Origin of the sequence: Pseudomonas sp. C11 (assembly GCF_034683865.1) — a bacterium.
Lineage (GTDB): Bacteria > Pseudomonadota > Gammaproteobacteria > Pseudomonadales > Pseudomonadaceae > Aquipseudomonas.
The window spans coordinates 47,002-63,399 of record NZ_JAWIIP010000004.1 but is presented as its reverse complement, the minus strand read 5'-3'; the positions used below and the strand labels follow the sequence as shown (position 1 = coordinate 63,399).

The 16,398-nt window shown below is 63.4% G+C and carries 15 protein-coding genes; 7 read left to right on the top strand and 8 right to left on the bottom strand.

The window, feature by feature from the left end:
• The first annotated feature begins 43 nt into the window (after positions 1–43).
• The 4 genes from VC352_RS08090 (at position 44) to VC352_RS08075 (ending at position 3,017) form a co-directional block, all read left to right on the top strand.
• Positions 44–490, top strand: coding sequence for an HIT family protein (locus VC352_RS08090; protein WP_322979065.1), 447 nt, complete (start codon positions 44–46; stop codon positions 488–490).
• Positions 491–493: 3 nt separating this feature from the next.
• Positions 494–1,267, top strand: a complete 774-nt coding sequence (locus tag VC352_RS08085; protein WP_322979064.1) for a class II glutamine amidotransferase — start codon at positions 494–496, stop codon at positions 1,265–1,267.
• A 34-nt stretch (positions 1,268–1,301) separates the two neighbouring features.
• A complete protein-coding gene (locus VC352_RS08080; RefSeq protein ID WP_322979063.1) occupies positions 1,302–1,826 on the top strand; it encodes a DUF2937 family protein in 525 nt (174 codons plus the stop codon).
• 129 nt (positions 1,827–1,955) lie between these two features.
• A complete protein-coding gene (locus tag VC352_RS08075) occupies positions 1,956–3,017 on the top strand; it encodes a DUF2167 domain-containing protein (RefSeq protein ID WP_322979062.1) in 1,062 nt (353 codons plus the stop codon).
• Positions 3,018–3,083: 66 nt separating this feature from the next.
• Here the strand turns inward: VC352_RS08075 and VC352_RS08070 are convergent, their stop codons facing one another.
• Together VC352_RS08070 and VC352_RS08065 are read right to left on the bottom strand one after the other, a co-directional pair.
• Positions 3,084–4,262, bottom strand: coding sequence for a VWA domain-containing protein (locus VC352_RS08070; protein WP_322979061.1), 1,179 nt, complete (start codon positions 4,260–4,262; stop codon positions 3,084–3,086).
• A 127-nt stretch (positions 4,263–4,389) separates the two neighbouring features.
• Complete coding sequence (locus tag VC352_RS08065) at positions 4,390–5,235, bottom strand: AAA family ATPase (protein ID WP_277700451.1); 846 nt, start codon at positions 5,233–5,235, stop codon at positions 4,390–4,392.
• A 207-nt stretch (positions 5,236–5,442) separates the two neighbouring features.
• Between VC352_RS08065 and cysK the strand changes: the two genes are divergently transcribed.
• A complete protein-coding gene (gene cysK / locus VC352_RS08060) occupies positions 5,443–6,414 on the top strand; it encodes a cysteine synthase A (RefSeq protein WP_322979060.1) in 972 nt (323 codons plus the stop codon).
• Between the two features lie 228 nt (positions 6,415–6,642).
• Here the strand turns inward: cysK and VC352_RS08055 are convergent, their stop codons facing one another.
• A complete protein-coding gene (locus VC352_RS08055; protein ID WP_322979059.1) occupies positions 6,643–7,533 on the bottom strand; it encodes a DMT family transporter in 891 nt (296 codons plus the stop codon).
• A gap of 204 nt (positions 7,534–7,737) precedes the next feature.
• Here VC352_RS08055 and aceK point away from each other — a divergent pair, with 204 nt between their 5' ends.
• Together aceK and VC352_RS08045 are read left to right on the top strand one after the other, a co-directional pair.
• Positions 7,738–9,456 (top strand): bifunctional isocitrate dehydrogenase kinase/phosphatase, encoded by a 1,719-nt coding sequence (aceK, locus tag VC352_RS08050; protein WP_322979058.1) that lies wholly within the window; start codon positions 7,738–7,740, stop codon positions 9,454–9,456.
• 233 nt (positions 9,457–9,689) lie between these two features.
• Entirely contained in the window at positions 9,690–9,821 is a 132-nt protein-coding gene (locus tag VC352_RS08045) for a PA1414 family protein (protein WP_017362870.1), read from the top strand.
• A gap of 6 nt (positions 9,822–9,827) precedes the next feature.
• Here the strand turns inward: VC352_RS08045 and VC352_RS08040 are convergent, their stop codons facing one another.
• The 5 genes from VC352_RS08040 to speB form a co-directional block, all read right to left on the bottom strand.
• Complete coding sequence (locus VC352_RS08040; RefSeq protein WP_322979057.1) at positions 9,828–10,559, bottom strand: MBL fold metallo-hydrolase; 732 nt, start codon at positions 10,557–10,559, stop codon at positions 9,828–9,830.
• Positions 10,560–10,651: 92 nt separating this feature from the next.
• Positions 10,652–11,992, bottom strand: coding sequence for a cytosine permease (locus VC352_RS08035; RefSeq protein WP_322979056.1), 1,341 nt, complete (start codon positions 11,990–11,992; stop codon positions 10,652–10,654).
• 179 nt (positions 11,993–12,171) lie between these two features.
• Entirely contained in the window at positions 12,172–13,773 is a 1,602-nt protein-coding gene (locus VC352_RS08030) for a 5-guanidino-2-oxopentanoate decarboxylase (protein WP_322979055.1), read from the bottom strand.
• A gap of 96 nt (positions 13,774–13,869) precedes the next feature.
• The gene (locus tag VC352_RS08025) at positions 13,870–15,252 is read right to left on the bottom strand and encodes a sodium:solute symporter (protein ID WP_322979054.1); all 1,383 of its coding nucleotides are present in this window, start codon (positions 15,250–15,252) and stop codon (positions 13,870–13,872) included.
• 90 nt (positions 15,253–15,342) lie between these two features.
• Entirely contained in the window at positions 15,343–16,302 is a 960-nt protein-coding gene (speB, locus tag VC352_RS08020; RefSeq protein ID WP_322979053.1) for an agmatinase, read from the bottom strand.
• Between the last annotated feature and the right edge of the window lie 96 nt (positions 16,303–16,398).

Genomic DNA, 16,398 nt, shown 5'->3' with positions numbered 1-16,398 from the left:
AGGCAGGCGTTCAGCATGGTGACCTCGTGGACAGGAGGTCACCATGGCGTGTGTGTTCTGTGCTATCGCCGAGCAGGAATTGCCGGCCCATCGTCTGTACGAGGACGACGACTTCATGGTGCTATTGGATATCTTCCCGATGCGCCCGGCCCATGTGTTGATCGTCAGCCGTGTGCATGCGCCTTTTTTGCGTGACCTGCCGCCAGCGGTGCGTGACCGGCTGCTGGCGTTGTCCGAACGGGTTGCGGCGGCGCTGCGACGTGCAGGGTATGGCCGCGCGGGGATCAATCTGCTGATCAACGACGGCCCGGACGCCAACCAGCACGTTCCCCATGTACATCTGCATCTGATTCCGCGTCGCCCAGGCGACTTGCCGGCGCTGATCTGGCGTCTGCTGGTGCGTTTCCTGCCGGGTGGACGCAAGCGTCTCGAGGCGCGCCTGTCGAATGAAGCCCAATGCCTGCGCCGGGCCTTGGCTGAGGAGAGCTGAATAATGTGCGAACTGCTCGGCATGAGCGCCAATGTCCCCACCGATATCGTCTTCAGCTTCACCGGGCTGATGCAGCGTGGCGGCCGTACTGGCCCGCACCGTGACGGCTGGGGCATCGGCTTCTACGAGGGGCGCGGCTTGCGCCTGTTCCAGGATCCGCGTGCGAGCAGTGAATCGGAGGTGGCGCAGTTGGTGCAACGCTACCCGATCAAGAGCGAGGTGGTGATCGGCCATATCCGCCAGGCCAATGTCGGCCAGGTCTGCCTGGTCAACACCCATCCCTTCAGCCGTGAGCTCTGGGGGCGGCATTGGTGCTTCGCGCACAACGGTCAGTTGGCTGGGTTGGTCGGGGCACAGAGCTTCTATCGCCCGGTGGGTGATACCGATAGCGAGGCGGCGTTCTGCGATCTGCTCAACCGCGTGCGCCGCGCCTTCCCCGAGCCGGTTGGCGTCGAGGTGCTGCTGCCGGTGTTGGTGGCCGCTTGCGCCAGTTATCGTCAACTTGGCGTGTTCAACTGCCTGCTCAGCGATGGCGACTGGCTGTTCAGCTTCTGCTCGAGCAAGCTGGCGCACATCACCCGGCGTGCGCCCTTTGGGCCGGCGCAACTGAAGGATGCTGATCTGAAGGTGGACTTCCAGGCGGAAACCACGCCCAACGACGTGGTCACCGTGGTTGCCACCGAGCCTTTAACGGATAACGAGCAATGGTCGCTGTATCAGCCGGGCGAATGGCGGCTCTGGCGTCGTGGCGAGTGCATCGCCAGCGGTAAGGCCTGATCGATAGCGCGTGGAAATTCCTCGGGAGGGAAGGATGTTCAGAAGTTACCTGCGGTTGGTGCTGTTCGCGATAGGCCTGCTGGCCGGCGTTCAGGTGCCGGGTTTCATCGACGACTACGCCAAGCGTGTCGAGGCGCACCGGCTGGAGTCGCAGCAGAGCCTGCAGGGCTTCCGTGACACGGCGCAGCGTTTCTTCAAAGGCGATCTGGATGCCTTGGTAGCGCACTATCGCGTCAGCAACGATCCAGTGATGCAGAGCGACGCCCGCAGCGTCGGCAACCTGGTGCAGCGTGCGGCCTTGCTCGACGAGGAATGGCAGGCCATGCAGGGCGGCGAGCTTGCCAAGGCCTGGCATCTGGCGACCGGAGCGGATACCGAACTGTTCAAGGAAACCCTCGACGCCTACCGCTATCAGGTACTGCTGACCCCTGGCGCCATTACCTGGGGCGTAATCAGTGCCTTTCTGCTGGCCTGGTGCATGGAGCTTCTGGCGCTGGCTGTTGGCTGGATGTTTGGTGCCGGGCGTACACGTCGCACGCAGCAGCGGCACTGGCGCTAATCGCAGAAAACAGCAGGCCGCGATGGCGGGCGGGTCGCAAAAAGTTGCGCTGGTTCGCCTGTGGCCGGATCGAGCCGTGGTAATGTAACGCCTCGTTACATTTACCCACCCCGCCGTTATGGAGTTTCCATGTCGATCAAGGATTCGATCCTGGCTGCCGCATTGGCCGCCTTCCTACCATTCCTGTCTTTTGCTCACGCTGATGATGCGCCAGCCGAGGACAGCGTCGTCGAAGAAAGCGTACAGGCCGATGAAGGTGTACAGGGCATCGACCCGGAGGCCTTCGTCGCCAGCCTGAACTTCCAGCACGGCCGCATTGTGCTGGGCAATGATCTTGCGACCCTCAACCTGCCCGACTCGCTGGTGTTTCTCGATAGCGAGAACGCTCAGCGCCTGCTGGTTGACGGTTGGGGCAACCCGCCGGATGACGTCCCGCCGCTGGGCATGATCCTGCCGGCTGGCATTTCGCCGCTGGCCGACGAGTCCTGGGGTGTGACGGTCGAGTACGAAGAGAGCGGCTACGTATCCGACGAGGACGCCGCTGATATCGACTACGCCGACATGCTCAAGGACATGAAGGCCGACATGCGCGAGTCCAACGCCTGGCGTGAGGAAAACGGCTACGAGACGGTGCAACTGATTGGTTGGGCCGCCGAGCCGCGCTATGACGCCGAAGGCAAGAAGCTGCACTGGGCCAAGGAGCTGAAGTTCGGCGACAGCGACACCAACACCCTCAACTACAACATTCGCGTGCTGGGCCGTAAGGGCGTACTGGTGCTGAACTTCGTCGCCAATATGGATCAACTGGCCGAAATCGAAGCCAATGTGCCGGCGGTACTGGCTGCGACCGAATTCAATCCGGGCCAGCGCTACGCCGAGTTCAACCCCGATCTGGACACCGTCGCCGCCTATGGTCTGGGCGCGCTGGTGGCCGGCAAGGTAGCCGCCAAGACCGGTCTGCTGGCCATGCTGCTGGTGCTGTTGAAGAAGTTCTGGATCGTGCCGGTGCTGCTGTTCGGCTGGCTGGGCAAGCGCCTGGGCCTGCGCAAGAAGGAAGACGTGAGCGAACAAGCCAGTGCTCCGGTCGCGCCCGTGGCAGCGGCTGCCGAGAGCAAGCCGGAAGAACCGCTGCAGGCGCCTGCGCAGACGGTGATGGATCTGAACAAGCCGGATGACGCCGACAAGCGCTGAGTTCGAACCCATAAAAACGCCGCGAACCCTGTAAAGGATTCGCGGCGTTTTTCGTTGTGGGCGGGCTTACTTGGACAGGTACTTCATCCCGTCTTCCAGGCCCTGCAGGGTCAGCGGGTACATGCGATCTTCGATCAGCTCGCGTACCAGGCCGGTGGAGGCGGTGTAGTTCCAGGTGTCCTTGGGGTAGGGGTTGATCCAGATGATCTTCTTGAACTTCTCGGTGAAGCGCTTCATCCAGACGTAGCCGGCTTCCTCGTTCCAGTGCTCGACGCTGCCGCCCGCCTGGGTGATCTCGTAGGGCGCCATGGCTGCGTCGCCGACGAACACCACCTTGTAGTCGGCGCCGTACTTGTGCAGCAGATCCATCGTCGAGGTGCGTTCGCTGGTGCGGCGCAGGTTGTTCTTCCACACGCTCTCGTAGATGAAGTTGTGGAAGTAGAAATACTCCAGGTGCTTGAACTCGGTCTTGCAGGCCGAGAACAGCTCCTCGCAGACCTTGACGTGGGCGTCCATCGAGCCGCCGATATCCAGCAGCAGCAGGAGCTTGACCGTATTGCGGCGCTCCGGGCGCATCTGGATGTTGAGCAGACCGCCGTCTTTCGCCGTGTGGTCGATGGTGCCGTCCAGATCCAGTTCTTCGGCCGCACCCTGACGGGCGAACTTGCGCAGGCGGCGCAGCGCCACCTTGATGTTGCGCGTGCCCAGCTCGACCTGATCGTCGAGGTTCTTGTACTCGCGCTGATCCCACACCTTGACGGCCTTGCCCTGGCGCTTGCCGGCATCGCCAACGCGAATGCCTTCCGGGTTGAAACCGCCGGAGCCGAACGGGCTGGTGCCGCCGGTGCCGATCCACTTGTTGCCACCGGCGTGCTTTTCCTTCTGCTCTTCGAGGCGCTTCTTGAACTCCTCGATCAGCTTGTCCAGGCCGCCGAGGCTCTGGATCTGCGCCTTTTCCTCGTCGGTCAGCAGGCGCTCGAATTCCTTGCGCAGCCACTCCTCGGGAATCATCGCCTCGATGTGCTGGTTGAGGTTCTGCAGGCCATTGAAGTAGGCACCGAAGGCGCGGTCGAACTTGTCGAAGTGGCGTTCGTCTTTGACCAGAATCGCCCGTGCCAGGTAGTAGAACTCGTCCATGTCGGCGAACACGACGTTGTGCTTGAGCGCGTTGATCAGGTCGAGCAACTCGCGCACCGACACCGGCACCTTGGCCGCGCGCATTTCGTTGAACAGGTTGAGCAGCATTTATCTGTGCCCTCGGAATTATCCGTTGATGCCGTCGGCATCATGCTTGCCAGCCTGGCGGCTGGTTGGTGGGTTACGCTTCGCTAACCCACCCTACAAAGGCGCTGGCCGACGCGCAGCCGCCCGTTTATCGGGATGCTCGGCGGGTCATGAAGGCCAGGCGCTCGAGTAGCTGTACGTCCTGCTCGTTCTTCACCAGCGCACCAGCCAGCGGCGGGATGGCCTTGGTCGGGTCGCGTTCGCGCAGCACGGCTTCGCCGATGTTGTCGGCCATCAGTAGCTTGAGCCAGTCGACCAGCTCGCTGGTCGAGGGCTTCTTCTTCAGGCCCGGCACCTTGCGCACGTCGAAGAACACGTCCAGCGCCTCGGCCACCAGCTCGCCGCTGATGTTGGGGTAGTGCACGTCGACGATCTTCTTCAGCGTGTCGCGATCAGGGAAGGCGATGTAGTGGAAGAAGCAGCGACGCAGGAAGGCGTCCGGCAGCTCCTTCTCGTTGTTCGAGGTGATGATGATGATTGGGCGCTGCTTGGCCTTGATCGTCTCGTCGGTCTCGTAAACGTAGAACTCCATCTTGTCGAGTTCCTGCAACAGGTCGTTGGGGAACTCGATGTCGGCCTTGTCGATCTCGTCGATCAGCAGGATCACGCGTTCGTCGGACTCGAACGCCTCCCACAGTTTGCCTTTCTTGATGTAGTTGCGAACGTCGTGAACCTTGTCGGAATCGAGCTGCGAGTCGCGCAGGCGGCTGACCGCATCGTATTCGTAGAGGCCCTGGTGTGCCTTGGTGGTGGATTTGATGTGCCAGGTGATCAGGCGGGCGCCGAAGGCCTCGGCCAGTTGCTCGGCGAGCATGGTCTTGCCGGTACCCGGCTCACCCTTGACCAGCAACGGGCGCTGCAGGGTGATGGCGGCGTTGACCGCGAGCTTGAGGTCGTCGGTGGCGACGTAGGACTGGGTGCCTTCGAACTTCATCGGAAAATCCTCGGAACGGTAACGCGCGGGGCCGGCCCGCAGCAAAAATTCAGAACGCGACTATAACGCGCTGCTTTGGTGGCTGTGAACGCAGACGCAGTATTCAGTCACTGAATGGCGAGTCACCCTGCTTTCGGTCTGCTGGCTGGACGCGCGTCAGGCCGCGGCATAGGCTTGGAGCTTTTCCTGCCCGCAAGGACTTCCATCATGAGTCGTATCTTCGCAGACAACGCCCAGGCCATCGGCAACACGCCGCTGGTGATGATCAACCGCCTGGGCCCGAAAGGCGTGACCATCCTGGCCAAGATCGAAGGCCGTAACCCGGCGTATTCGGTGAAGTGCCGCATCGGCGCCAGCATGATCTGGGATGCCGAGGATCGCGGCGTGCTCAAGCCGGGCATGACCATCGTCGAGCCGACCTCGGGCAACACCGGCATCGGCCTGGCCTTCGTCGCTGCCGCGCGCGGCTACAAGCTGATTCTGACCATGCCGGCGTCGATGAGCCTGGAGCGACGCAAGGTGCTCAAGGCCCTCGGAGCCGAGCTGGTACTGACCGAGCCGGCCAAGGGCATGAAGGGCGCCATCGAGAAGGCCAACGAGCTGGTTGCCGCCAACCCCGATTACTTTCTGCCGCAGCAGTTCGAAAACCCGGCCAACCCGGCCATCCACGAGAAGACCACCGGTCCTGAAATCTGGCGTGATACCGATGGCGCCATCGACGTGCTGGTCTCTGGCGTCGGCACCGGCGGCACCATCACCGGTGTTTCGCGCTATATCAAGCAGACCCAGGGCAAGCCGATCCTCTCGGTGGCGGTGGAGCCGGTGGGCTCGCCGGTGATCAGCCAGACCCTGGCCGGTGATGAGGTCAAGCCGGCGCCGCACAAGATCCAGGGCATTGGCGCCGGCTTCGTGCCGAAGAACCTCGACCTGGCCATGGTCGACCGGGTCGAGCAGGTCAATGATGACGATGCCAAGTCCATGGCCCTGCGCCTGATGCGCGAAGAGGGCATTCTCTGCGGCATTTCCTGTGGTGCAGCGATGATGGCGGCCGTGCGCCTGGCGGAGAGGCCGGAAATGCAGGGCAAGACCATCGTGGTGATCCTGCCGGACTCCGGTGAGCGTTACCTGTCGAGCATGTTGTTCAGCGACATGTTCACCGAGCAGGAGCTGCAGCAGTAAGTAGGTGCAGGCGTAGGGTGGATGTCGCTTTTCACATCCACCGCTTGGGTGGATCGATAAAGCGCGATCCACCCGTTCTGAATGGCCGCTTTTCGTAGGAGCCCCGCCTCGGGGCGACGCTATTCGAGTTCGCGCTGCCCAGATTCGCGGCGGGGCGCCGCTCCTACAGGTTCGTGGTTCCGCAAGGCCTCTGGTTTTTCATCGCTTGTTTCCCGGATTTCATCCGGGCTACGTTTTTGCCACGCTCGGGCGCACTACCAGCCACAGGGCCAGGGCGATCAGCACGCAGCCGGGCAGGTAGTCCCAGCTCAGTGGCTCGCCCAGCAGTAACGCGCCCCACAGCACGCCGAATGGCGGAATCAGAAATGTGGTGGTGCTGGCCTTGATCGGGCCGATATCGGCCAGCAGGCGGAAATACAGCACGTAGGCGAAGGCCGTGCACAGCAGGCCGAGACCGGCCAGCGACAGCCATACCTCGATACCACCCCAGCTTGCTGGTGGCTGCAGGGCCAAGCTGCCGGCCAGCAGTGGCAGCAGGAACAGGCTGGCGCCAAGCAGACTGGCGAAGGCGGTCAGGCGGTTATCCAGGCCGCCTTGCTGGCCGATCCAGCGCCGGGTCAGGAAACCGGCGAAGCCATAGCAGGTGGTGGCCACCAGGCACGCGCCGGCGCCCAGCAACAGCTGCAGGTCGAAGGCCACCGGGCCGGTGCGGGTCAGCACCGCCACCCCTAAAAGGCCGATGAACACGCCCGTGGCCTTGCTCTGGGTAATGCCCTCATGGAAGAACAACGCACCGATCAGCACGCCCATCAGCGGCGTGGTGGCGTTGAAGATCGCCGAATAACCGGCTGGCAGGATCAGCGCCGCCAGGCAGTACATGGCCGAGGGCAGGCCGGCGTTGATCACGCCGAGCACCAGGCAGATGCGAAACTTGCCGCGAAAATCCCAGCCCGTTCTCAGCAGCAGGAGTACAGCGAGCAAACCCAGCGTGCCGAAACTGGCACGGAAGAAGGCGGTTGGCATGCTGCCCAGTACCGGCGCGGCAACGCGCATGAAGAGGAAGCTGGCGCCCCAGATGGCGGCGAGCAGCAACAGGCGGAAGAGGTCGGCGGTACGCAAGGCGAAGTATCCGGCAGGGTGGGGGCGAGAGTGTTGCCGCTGGGCGAGACGCTGGCAATCCACATTGCGCTTTTGAATGCCTGCACAGGGCATTGTCGCAGGAGCGCGTGGGAGGGGCTTTAGCCGCGACGGGCGATTGCCGATTGCATCGAGCCCCATGTTGTCGGCTAAGCTCGGCTGATCATGGCGGACGAGGCATGGGTAATGGGACAGCACTGGCCGGCTGGCGAGATCGCTCAGTTGATCCTCGAGGGTTTCGATGACTATCGCGAGCAGTTTCGGCTGATCACCGATGGCGCCCGTGCCCGTTTCGAGCACGCGCAGTGGCAGGCTGCGCAGCAAGCGTCGGCGGCGCGCATCAATCTGTACGAAGAGAAGGTGGCGCAGACCCGTGATCGGCTGCAGCAGGGCTTCGAAGCCGGATTGCTGGAGGTGGGCCAGTGGCCGTTGGTGAAAAGTGCCTACATCACTCTGATCGACCTGCGTTTCGACGATGAGCTGGCAGAGACCTGGTTCAACTCGATCTTCTGCAGCCTGTTCAGTCATGACCTGATCAGCGACGGCTGCATGTTCATCCATACCACTCGGCCATCGTTGCGCGGCCGTCCGGGTGGCGCCCAGACCCGCAGCTACCGGCCCATGGGTGAGTTGGGTGCGACCCTGCAGGCGATCTTCGACGACTATCGTTTCGACGTGCCCTACCAAGACCTGCCGCGCGATCTGCAACGTCTGGAAGAACAGCTGCGTGCCAGCCTGCCGGATTGGGTGTGCAAGGATCCCGAGCTGTGCATCGAGCTGTTCTCTTCGGTGCTCTATCGCAACAAGGGCGCCTACCTGATCGGGCGCATCTATACCCGCGATGAACAGTGGCCGCTGGCGATTCCCCTGTTGCATCTGGAAGGTCAAGGCATCCAGGCCGATGCGGCGATCACCGACGAGGCGCAGGTGTCGATCATCTTCTCCTTCACCCGCAGCTATTTCATGGTCGACGTGGCTGTTCCCGCCGAGTTCGTCGGCTTTCTCAAGCGCATCCTGCCGGGTAAGCACGTTGCCGAGCTGTACACCTCGATCGGTTTCTACAAGCACGGCAAATCGGAGTTCTACCGCGCGCTGATCGGCCACCTGGCCAGCACCGACGACCGTTTCATCATGGCGCCGGGTGTGCGCGGCATGGTCATGAGCGTGTTCACCCTGCCGGGCTTCAACACCGTATTCAAGATCATCAAGGATCGTTTCGCCCATGCCAAGACGGTGGATCGCAACACGGTGATCGAGAAGTACCGCCTGGTGAAAAGTGTCGACCGGGTAGGGCGCATGGCCGATACCCAGGAGTTCGCCGATTTCCGTTTCCCCAGGGCCAAGTTCGAGCCGGAATGCCTGGCCGAGCTGCTGGAGGTGGCGCCTTCGACCGTGGTGGTGGAGGGCGATACCGTGCTGGTCCGCCACTGCTGGACGGAGCGGCGCATGACCCCGCTCAACCTCTATCTGGAAAGCGCCAACGAGCCACAGGTGCGCGAGGCGCTGGACGATTACGGCCTGGCCATCAAGCAACTGGCAGCGGCCAACATCTTCCCCGGCGACATGCTGCTGAAGAACTTCGGCGTTACCCGCCATGGCCGTGTGGTGTTCTACGACTACGACGAGATCTGCTTTCTCACCGAGGTGAATTTCCGCCGCATTCCGCCACCGCGTTTCCCCGAGGATGAGATGAGTTCGGAGCCCTGGTACTCGGTGGGGCCGATGGACGTGTTCCCCGAGGAGTTTCCGCCGTTCCTGTTTGCCGATATCAAGCAGCGTCAGCTATTCAGCAAGCTGCATGGCAATCTCTATGACGCCAATTACTGGAAGCAATTGCAGGAAGCGATTCGTGCAGGCAAGGTGATCGACGTCTTCCCGTATCGACGCAAGAGCCCGGTAATTTGACCGGGCCTGGTTGAAATCCGCCTTGGCAGACCTAATCTGTTAGCAGACCGTTTAAAAACGTCGGCGAGGCAGGCAAGACAAGGCAAAAACGGCCGAAAAAGCGCAGTTTACGTGTTGTAAATGAGCATTTTGAGGACGTTTTTAACGCAGTATTGCCAACGCAGGTAGTTTTTCAACGGTCTGTTAGGTGAGCCCGGCGGGCTCTTCCCTCAACTTGGCAGGAGGTAGTATCCATGCTCGCCAAGCTGCAAGAACAACTGCAAGCCCTGCTACAGGCCCTTGGCCTCGTCCCGCAGCCCCAGCCCATTCGTATCAGCGAGGCCGAGCAGGAGCGCCTGCGGCGCGAAGCGCGTCAGCGCCGCTGAAGCTTTTCAGGCGAGCCGATGGGCGTCGAACCAGGCGTCTATCAGCTCGTGCATCCGCTGCCCCGAAAAACTCGCGAAATGCCCGCCGTGTACGGTGCATACCGGTAGTTCGCGCAGGCGCGTCAGGCTGTGCGCGTAATCCTCCAGATTCGAATGGTAGGCGTCCTCGATCAGCGGGCCGTCGTAGAGGATGTCGCCGGAAAACAGCGTCTGCGTACTCGCTTCCCACAGGCTGATGCCACCCGGTGAATGGCCGGGTGTGTGCAGCACCTGCAGAACCCGATTGCCCAGATCCAGCACGTCACCATCTTCGATCAGGCGCGTGGCCGGCGCCGCTCGCACGCGGTATTCGGCGTAGCACAGCGGGCAATCCGGGTGCGCCTCGAACATGTCGTCGCCGACGAAGTCCGTCGCCAGGGTATTGGTGCCGTCCGGCGCGGCCAGAATGTCGGCCTCGGCTGGATGCACCAGACGCTCATCGAATTCGTGATGCCCGGCGATATGGTCGAAGTGGCAGTGGCTGGCCACCGCCAGCAGCGGTTTTTCAGTCAGCCAGGGCAGTTGCTCGCGCAGGCTGACCAGGCCGGAGCCGGAGTCGATCAGCACGTCATGTTCGCGCCCCTGCACATGCCACATGTTGCAGCGGTAGAAGGGACGCACGTAAGGCTCGTGGATCAGGCAGATGCCGTCGTGGCGGTGTTCCACCTCGAACCAGCGGTCGCGACTGACGATTTTCATGACGGGGACTTGCCTCATTGGCGGGTTGCACCCGCCCCTACAGATTCGTATGGCGGGTAGGGCGGGTGCAACCCGCCACGATTGTCATCACGCTACGCCAGCTGTGCTCGCGGCACCAGCACCCAGCGACGCAATACCGCGTAGCTGGCAGCGGTAATCAGGAACACCGGCAGCGAAGCCCCCCAGGCCAGCGGCGAGACCCAGCCCCAGTAGTAGGCCAGCACCGCGCCCAGGCCATAGGCAACGAAGGCCGCCGGGTTGAAGCCGTTCAGGTAACGGTAGCGGCCGCCGTCTTCGCTGAGCAGTTCGTCCACCGCGTAGTCGCCCTTGTGGATCAGGAAGTAGTCGGCGATCAGCACGGCGAAGGCCGGGATGAACACGCTGCCGATCACCAGCAGGAAACTCTGGAAATTGTCGAGGATGCCGGGGATCTGCGAGCCGAGGATCGACAGCACGCCGATGGCCAGTGCCGGTTTCCAGAACGGGGTTTTCGGGCTGATGTTGAGGTACGACAGCGAGGCGCTGTAGACACACATGACGTTGGTGGTCATCACCGAGAGGAACACCACGATGGCTGCCGGCAAGCCGAAACCGAAACCGGCCAGCAGCACCGCCGGGTCATAGGTCTGTTCCATGCCAGTGAGCACCGAGAAGCCCGATACCGTGGCGCCCAGGCCCATGGCCAGCAGGGTGGCGGCGACATAGCCGGCCCAGGTGCCGACCGCCGCCACGCCCTGGCTACGGCAGTTGCGGTTGTAGTCGGCGGCCAGCGGAATCCAGGAGAAGGCGGTGGCGATGACGATATCGAAGGCGACACCGGGGGTGATCTCGTTACGCGGCTCGGTGGGCATGGCCAGGAGACTGCCGAACTCGAATTTCTGCCCCATCACGTAGAACACCGCACCGGCCAGCAGGAGCATGCCGATGGCGGCCCAGCGCTCGACCCGCTCGATGCCCAGGTGGCCGCGCAGGGCAATCAGCAGCACCAGGGTTTCGCAGAGGATGGTGAACAGCGGCAGGTTGGAGTAACCGGTCAGGTGCTCCACCGCGTAGTTGAGGCTCATGCCCGCCAGCAGCGCCTGGATCCAGCTCCAGGCCAGCAGGGTCAGTAGGTTGACCAGCGACGGCAGCTTGGCGCCGCGCGAGCCGTAGCTGCCGCGTGCCAGCACCATGGTGGTGAGCCCCGAGCGCTGACCCATCAGGCCGACCAGCACCAGTGGCAGGATGCCGATGCCCGAGCCGATCAGCACGATGAGCATGGCCTGGGTGAATTTCAGATCCGGCACCAGCAGCATGCCGGTGAGGATGGTGGTGACCACCACGTTGGCGCCCAGCCACAGGGCGATGGTGCCGCCCAGGCCGAGACTGCGATGCGCCTGGTCGGTAGGGGCAAGGCCGTCCTGGCCGAAATGCTGGCTGAGATTCTTGAACATGGAACGACTCTCCGATGCTTGATTATTGATGTTGTTGGTACGGCAGTCAGTGATGCAGCTGAGTCTTGTGGTTATGCCCGTAGCCGGATGCAGTCCGGGTGCGGGATGTCGCGGCTAAAGCCCCTCCCACGCAAAGCGAGGCTCCCCTGTGGGAGGGGCTTTAGCCGCGATCAATGTAATCAGGGATGAAAGGGCGCAGCCTCCTGCACTTCGATGATCAAGGGACGGTCTTCAGGCGCGCTACGCAGCAGCTCGGCCAGATGGGTGTGGTCGCGCGCACGCTCGGCGGCGCAGCCAAAACCACGGGCGATGGCCAGCAGATCCGGGGTGTAAATGTCGACGGCAATCGGGGTGATATCGCGGCGCTGCATGTAGCGCTTGATCTCGCCATAGCCGGCGTTGTTCCACAGCAGGACGATAATGCCGACCCGCGCTTCCACGGCGCTGGCCAGCTCGGCGAGGGTGAACTGGATGCCGCCATCGCCCATCAGGCTGATCACCGGTCGCGTCGGTTCGGCCAGCTTGGCGCCGATGGCTGCCGGCAGGCCGTAGCCGAGGGTGCCGTAGCCGGTGGAGGCATTGAACCAGCGCCGCGCGCCGTCCAGTTCGACCAGATGGTTGCCGCTGTACACGGTCTGCGTCGAGTCGCCGACGAAGCGGGCATCGGGCAGCGCATCGAGGATGCAGTCGAACAACTGGCGGTAGTGCGTCCAGCCCGCTAATTCTTCATCGAGCCGCGCCTGTACGGCGGCCGTACGCTGGGCGCCAGGGCTTTCTGCATTGGGCCCGCGCGGATCGAACTCGGCCAGTAGCATGCGCATGGCCACCCGCGCATCGCCCTGAATGGCCAGGTGTGGGGTGAAATTGCGCTGCAGCTGCTGAGCGTCGATGTCGATGCGGATCAGTCGGCCGGGCAGGCGGAAGTCGCCGTCGAACACCACGTCGTAGTCGGTCTCGCCCAGCTCGGTGCCGATGGCCAATACCACGTCGGCCTCCAGCGCCAGGTCGCGCACCGGGCGCAGCGACTGGTTGCTGCCCAGCAGCAGCGGATGGCCCGGCGGTAGCAGGCCCTTGGCATTGATGGTCAGCGCGGTAGGGGCGTCCAATGCGGCGGCCAGGGCGCGGGCTTCGGCCTCGGCGCTAACGCAGCCACCGCCGAGCAGCAGCAAGGGGCGCTCAGCCTGCTTGAGCAGCCCGGCGGCCTCGCGGATCAGCGTGCGGTTCGGTGCCGGGCGGCGCAGCATCGGTCGCGGCGCCAGAGGCATGTGCGTAGCGTCGGCGGTGATGATGTCCAGCGGCAGCTCGATATGCACCGGGCGCGGCCGCTCACCCTCGAATACGGCGAAGGCACGGGCCAGCACACCGGGCAGTTCCTCGACGCTCATCAGGGTGTGACTGAAGGCAGTGACGCCTGCCGTCATCGCCCGCTGGTTGGGCAATTCGTGCAGATAGCCCTTGCCCAGGCCCAGGCGCGACCGCTCGTTGACGCTGGAGATCACCAGCATCGGGATCGAGTCGGCGTAGGCCTGGCCCATGGCGGTGAGGATATTGGTCATCCCCGGCCCGGTGATGATGAAGCACACGCCCGGCTTGCCCGAGACGCGCGCGTAGCCGTCAGCCATGAAACCGGCGCCCTGTTCGTGGCGTGGGGTGACATGGCGGATGCCGCTGGCCGGCAGGCCACGGTAGAGCTCCACGGTATGCACGCCGGGAATGCCGAACACGGTGTCGACACCCCAGGCTTCGAGTTGCCTGACGAGAAATTCGCCGCAGGTGGTCATGGGCTGCTTCCTTCCGCACGGGACAGATAAAGGGGCGAAGGTGAGTGCATCACCTTCGCCGAATCCCGCCCGAGGGCGGGCATTGCATGAGGCGTTTCAGAGCGCATGGCTGACTGCTGCGCTACGTGGCGACAGCAGGCTGGCGACGAAGAAGGTCGCGGTGCCGACCGCCAGGCTGTAGTAGATCGGCGTATTGGCATCCAGGCCGTCGAGGAACATGAACAGCGCCGCAGTCAGGCTGCCGCACAGCATGCTGAGGGTGGCGGCGAAGGTGCTTGCGCGCTTGAAGTAGATCGCGCCCAGCAGGGGCACCAGCATGCCGCCGACCAGCAGGTTGTAGGCCAGGGTCAGGGCGCTGATCACGTCACTGACGACCAGGGCGATGGCCAATACGACGACGCCGAGCAGCAGGGTAAACACGCGGTTCTTGTGCACGTCGCCGTCCTCGTCCCGGCCACCGAACAGCGGCCACAGATCCTGCGCGGCGGTAGTCGAAGCCGCCAGCAGGCCGGCGCTGGCGGTGGACATCAGGGCGGCCAGGGCGGCGGCAATGACCAGTCCACGGACGCCGTCCGGCAGGCTGTGCTGGACGATGCTGGCGAAGGCGTTGTTGACGTTGTCCAGCTCAGGCAGCAGCACCTTGGCGGCCATGCCGATCAGCGCGGCGGCCAGGCCATAAAGCACGCAGTACAGGCCGGCGGTGGTGCCTGCGATGCGGGCGACACGTTCGCTACGTGCGGTGAACACGCGTTGCCAGATGTCCTGGCCAATGAAGATGCCGAGGAAGTAGATCAGGAAGTAGGTGACGATGGTGTCCCAGCCGATGCTGGTGAAGGAGAAGTAGCTGGCCGGCAGGGTGGCGACCAGGGCATCCCAGCCGCCGGCATCGCTGATCGACAGCGGCATGAGGATGAACACTAGGCCGACGGTCATGATCAGGAACTGGACGATATCGGTGAGCGTCAGCGACCACATGCCGCCTATGGTCGAGTAGGCGACCACGATGCCGCCGCCGACCAGGATGGCGACCCAGAACGGCATGCCGAACAGCACCTGCATCACGGTGCCGATGGCGATGGTCGAGGTGGCTGCGATCATCAGCGCGTAGACCAGCATGATGACGGCGCTGGCGTGGCGTGCGGTCGGGTTGTAGCGGCGCTCCAGCACTTGGGTGACGGTGTAGATCTTCAGTTTCAGCAGCGGTTTGGCCAGCAGCAGGCTGATACCGACGATGCCCAGGCCCAGCGCGGCGCACAGCCAGAAGCCGGAAATGCCGTACACGTAGCCGAGGCGTACCGTGCCGATGGTGGAAGCGCCGCCGAGCACGGTGGCGGCCATGGTGCCGAGGTAGAAGCCAGGGCCTAGGTTGCGGCCGGCGACCAGATAATCTTCACGGGTTTTGGCGCAGCGCATGCCGTACCAGCCGAGCGCGAGCATGGCAGCGACGTAGAGCAGAACGACGAATAGATCTAAAGCCATGTTGGCTCTCCAGTTCTTGTAGTTGTTGTGGCCTGAGCAGCAAGGATCTACCCGGCGCTCAGGCGAGGCGCCGGGTTGGGGGGAGGCGCCTTAGCGGCGTTGAACCCCGGGCAGCACGCAGAGCATTTCGTAGAGCAGGTTGGCGCCGAGCAACGAGGTGTTGCCGGTGGTGTCGTAGGGCGGGGAGACTTCGACCAGGTCGCCGCCGATCAGATCCAGGCCCTGACAGCCGCGGATGATCTCCATCGCCTGGATGGTGGTCAGGCCGCCGATCTCCGGGGTGCCGGTGCCGGGCGCCCAGGCCGGGTCGATGCCGTCGATGTCGAAGGACAGGTACACCGGGCCGCCGCCGACTTTCTCGCGCACTTCGGCCATCAGCGGCGCCAGCGACTGGTGCCAGCACTCTTCGGCCTGCACCACGCGGAAACCCTGCTTGCGGCTCCAGTTGAAGTCCTCGGCGGTATAACCCTGCGCACGCAGGCCGATCTGCACCACGCGCTCGCTGTCGAGCAGGCCTTCTTCCTGGGCGCGGCGGAACGTGGTGCCGTGGGCGATCTTCTCGCCGAACATGTGGTCGTTCACGTCGGCGTGGGCATCGACATGCACCAGGCCGATCTTGCCGTACTTCTTGTGCAGGGCACGCAGGATCGGCAGGGTGATGGTGTGGTCGCCGCCCAGGGTCAGCGGCTTGATGCCGAATTCGACGATCTCGTCGTAGGCCTCTTCGATGATGCGTACGGCGTCGAGCAGGTTGAAGGTGTTGATCGCCACGTCGCCGATGTCGGCCACGTTCAGCGAGTCGAAGGGGGCGGCGCCGGTGGCCATGTTGTACGGGCGGATCATCACCGACTGGGCGCGAATCTCGCGCGGGCCGAAGCGGGTGCCGGAGCGCAGCGAGGTGCCAATGTCCAGCGGCACGCCGACGAAGGCGACGTCGAGCTGGCGTTTTTCCTCGGGGCTCTGGATATGGGGCAGGCGCATCATGGTGGCGATGCCGCCGAAGCGGGGCATTTCATTGCCGCCCAGGGGCTGGTGAAAGGTATTGTCCATGGGTAGGCCTCAGGCTCGTTCTGGTTGTGGCCGGATTCTCGGCCAGTCAGGTATCGGGAAGAATCAGTGGTGGCAAAAACTTAGTTCAGGATTTTT

Excerpts from the sequence above, each read along its gene's own strand:
- VC352_RS08045 (WP_017362870.1), top strand. The coding sequence starts at position 9,690 with ATGCTCGCCAAGCTGCAAGAACAACTGCAAGCCCTGCTACAGGCCCTT.
- VC352_RS08035 (WP_322979056.1), bottom strand. The coding sequence starts at position 11,992 with ATGTTCAAGAATCTCAGCCAGCATTTCGGCCAGGACGGCCTTGCCCCT.
- VC352_RS08065 (WP_277700451.1), bottom strand. The coding sequence starts at position 5,235 with ATGAAGTTCGAAGGCACCCAGTCCTACGTCGCCACCGACGACCTCAAG.
- speB (WP_322979053.1), bottom strand. The coding sequence starts at position 16,302 with ATGGACAATACCTTTCACCAGCCCCTGGGCGGCAATGAAATGCCCCGC.
- aceK (WP_322979058.1), top strand. The coding sequence starts at position 7,738 with ATGGGACAGCACTGGCCGGCTGGCGAGATCGCTCAGTTGATCCTCGAG.
- VC352_RS08085 (WP_322979064.1), top strand. The coding sequence starts at position 494 with ATGTGCGAACTGCTCGGCATGAGCGCCAATGTCCCCACCGATATCGTC.
- VC352_RS08080 (WP_322979063.1), top strand. The coding sequence starts at position 1,302 with ATGTTCAGAAGTTACCTGCGGTTGGTGCTGTTCGCGATAGGCCTGCTG.
- VC352_RS08070 (WP_322979061.1), bottom strand. The coding sequence starts at position 4,262 with ATGCTGCTCAACCTGTTCAACGAAATGCGCGCGGCCAAGGTGCCGGTG.
- VC352_RS08040 (WP_322979057.1), bottom strand. The coding sequence starts at position 10,559 with ATGAAAATCGTCAGTCGCGACCGCTGGTTCGAGGTGGAACACCGCCAC.
- VC352_RS08075 (WP_322979062.1), top strand. The coding sequence starts at position 1,956 with ATGTCGATCAAGGATTCGATCCTGGCTGCCGCATTGGCCGCCTTCCTA.
- cysK (WP_322979060.1), top strand. The coding sequence starts at position 5,443 with ATGAGTCGTATCTTCGCAGACAACGCCCAGGCCATCGGCAACACGCCG.
- VC352_RS08090 (WP_322979065.1), top strand. The coding sequence starts at position 44 with ATGGCGTGTGTGTTCTGTGCTATCGCCGAGCAGGAATTGCCGGCCCAT.
- VC352_RS08025 (WP_322979054.1), bottom strand. The coding sequence starts at position 15,252 with ATGGCTTTAGATCTATTCGTCGTTCTGCTCTACGTCGCTGCCATGCTC.
- VC352_RS08030 (WP_322979055.1), bottom strand. The coding sequence starts at position 13,773 with ATGACCACCTGCGGCGAATTTCTCGTCAGGCAACTCGAAGCCTGGGGT.